We start from the raw sequence: 2,237 nt of genomic DNA, 5'->3' as shown, positions 1-2,237 counted from the left end.
GAATCACAAGCTGCGGGTGGATCTGCCCTATATGTCCTTCCTGACAGGAAAAGCCCCACAGGAGTTGGTGCAAGAGCTGGATACTCGCATCTATCTCAATCCCCAGAAATACTACGGTATGGTAAAGGCCCCCGTCTATGAACAGCCAGTTTCCCGCCACGAGAAAGCCCCGGAGCCGGACGAGATTATTCCGTACCGCTGGAACGCCCGAAATATCCGTATTGCCGTGGCCGGTTCGCAGCGTAGGAGCGGTGTGACGGTGACGGCCTTTAACCTGGCGTCCTGGCTGGCGGCCAGAGGTGCGGAGGTGGCATATATCGAAGTCAATCAGAACCGCCACCTGCAGCTCCTGCTGAACATCTACGAAGCGGCGCCGGATGGGGAGCATTACACCATTGATGGGATTGACTGCTACCTGACCAACGAGCCGGATAGGGAGTATCAGTTTATCATCTATGACTGCGGCGTGATGCAGACGCCCACCTCTATTTTCCGTGACGCGGATCACCGGCTCCTGTGCGGGAGTGTCCTACCCTATGAGATTCCGGTGTTCCACAAGGCGTTGTCCGAGTGCGGTTCGTTGGAAGTACGCCCGGTAGCGATCTGTGTACCGCAGGAAATTCAGGAATACTGTATGGAACTCTTTGGGGAAGATGTGCAGATTGCGGCGGCATCCCACGACCTGTTTGCAAAACGGGTCAACGGACAGATTTACCGGCCGCTGGTGGAGAAGTATATTGCAGGAGAAAAACGCCTGTAACAGTAAGACATGATTGGGAGGATTGGAATATGGCAAAGTTTGAGTATATGCAGCGGGCATTTTCTTCTGAACTGAAGCCCAGAGCGCGGCTTGTGCTGCAAGTCCTGGTTCTACATTGCAACAAAGAGGGCGAGTGCTTCCCCTCTATTAAGACCATAGCCGCCAAGTGCGGCTATGGGGTGTCTACCGTAAAGCGGGCGCTGGATGAGCTGGTGAAGGCGGGATATATCGTCAAACAGGCCCGGTTTGACGAGCGTAAGAACGGCGGACAGACCAGCAATCTCTATACCTTATGCCCTGACTTGCCCTGCCCTGACGAGCCGGAAAACGCCCCTGTGCCGGAAGATGATGCGTCTGATGAATCCCCGGCAGTGCAGCCGGAAAGCGCCTCTGCGGATGCCTGTAACACCCCTGATCCCACACCTGGGGAGCAGTCTGCCACTTTGCCGACAGCGGATTCCTACTCCTTTGCAGATGGCTTTGAAACAAAAATCGGGCGGCAGAATTGCCGCCCGATTCGTATGTGGACTGGGGGGCAGTCCATTTTTATACCCCCTTGAATCGTACAGGTGAACAGATACTTACGGATGAAGAAAAAAGTAAAGGGCTGTGCTGTTGATAGGCACATTTTAATCAAAAAGCCAAGTAAAATAGGATTGGATCAGGCTATTGGGTGGGAATATAGTGCGAACAGCGATTCTCTCGGCAGGAAGAATATTTGTAGCGTTTTTTGTTCGCAAGTAGTTATATATCGCCTTAGTTCCCACATCATCCAAAGGCTTTTGACTAATGGAAGCAACCACTTTTTGTCTTTTGACTTCAGAGAAAGTGTCCTCTTTGAAAAAATAGGGATAAATTTTTTTCATAAGACAGAGAACAATCAGATATTTTACAGGGGTATTGTCTGGGGAAGTCAATAGATGTTTAGTAGTGACATCCAAATCGAAAAGCAACTTAGACTTTGAAATCCCATTTCGAGTGTCCACAGTCCCTTTTTCGTAGGGAGATAGTGTTTCGCCGGGAAAAGAAATTTCATCCCACTGCCAGAGCAGATACCAACAAAAGAACGCAAAGTGCATGGCCACATCTATGGACGGACTTTGGCGGTAAAGTTCCGTATATTGTGCGAACACAATTCTCCAATTTTCTTCGTGTTCAGATTCAAAAATATTAGAAAGTTCCATAAATCGCCACGCTCCTTTTCTGTGCTATTTTACTGGCCATGCGTCAGAGAGTTGGGGACTGCCGCCACTCTCTGGGAAGAATATTTTAACACAGATTTCAACACCTTTATCAGCAAAATTTTTGAAGTATTTAATTATACTACCGAAATCGATTTTAGATGTATAGTGTCCAATATGTGTTTGGCAAAATAAAACTCTTGCAAAAGGCCCCCTGTGATCAAATTATGAACTGCGCATTTTTATGCGATAGTCGAGCATTGATTCTCTTGTCAACTACTACGGTGGACAAGTGG

General features: G+C 48.7%; 3 protein-coding genes. 2 read left to right on the top strand and 1 reads right to left on the bottom strand.

Annotation, left to right across the window (positions count from 1 at the left end):
* Positions 1 to 760 (top strand): hypothetical protein (locus B5G42_RS17440; protein ID WP_087273145.1); only part of this gene is annotated, 760 nt, incomplete at its 5' end.
* Positions 761 to 789: 29 nt separating this feature from the next.
* The gene (locus B5G42_RS17435; RefSeq protein WP_087273142.1) at positions 790 to 1,320 is read left to right on the top strand and encodes a helix-turn-helix domain-containing protein; all 531 of its coding nucleotides are present in this window, start codon (positions 790 to 792) and stop codon (positions 1,318 to 1,320) included.
* Between the two features lie 69 nt (positions 1,321 to 1,389).
* On the opposite strand, the gene B5G42_RS17430 is transcribed toward B5G42_RS17435, so the two are convergent.
* A complete protein-coding gene (locus B5G42_RS17430; protein WP_087273139.1) occupies positions 1,390 to 1,944 on the bottom strand; it encodes a hypothetical protein in 555 nt (184 codons plus the stop codon).
* Between the last annotated feature and the right edge of the window lie 293 nt (positions 1,945 to 2,237).

The sequence above is a fragment of the Flavonifractor sp. An91 genome, from assembly GCF_002159225.1.
Classification (GTDB): domain Bacteria; phylum Bacillota; class Clostridia; order Oscillospirales; family Oscillospiraceae; genus Flavonifractor; species Flavonifractor avicola.
This window is presented reverse-complemented; position numbering and strand designations above follow the sequence as displayed.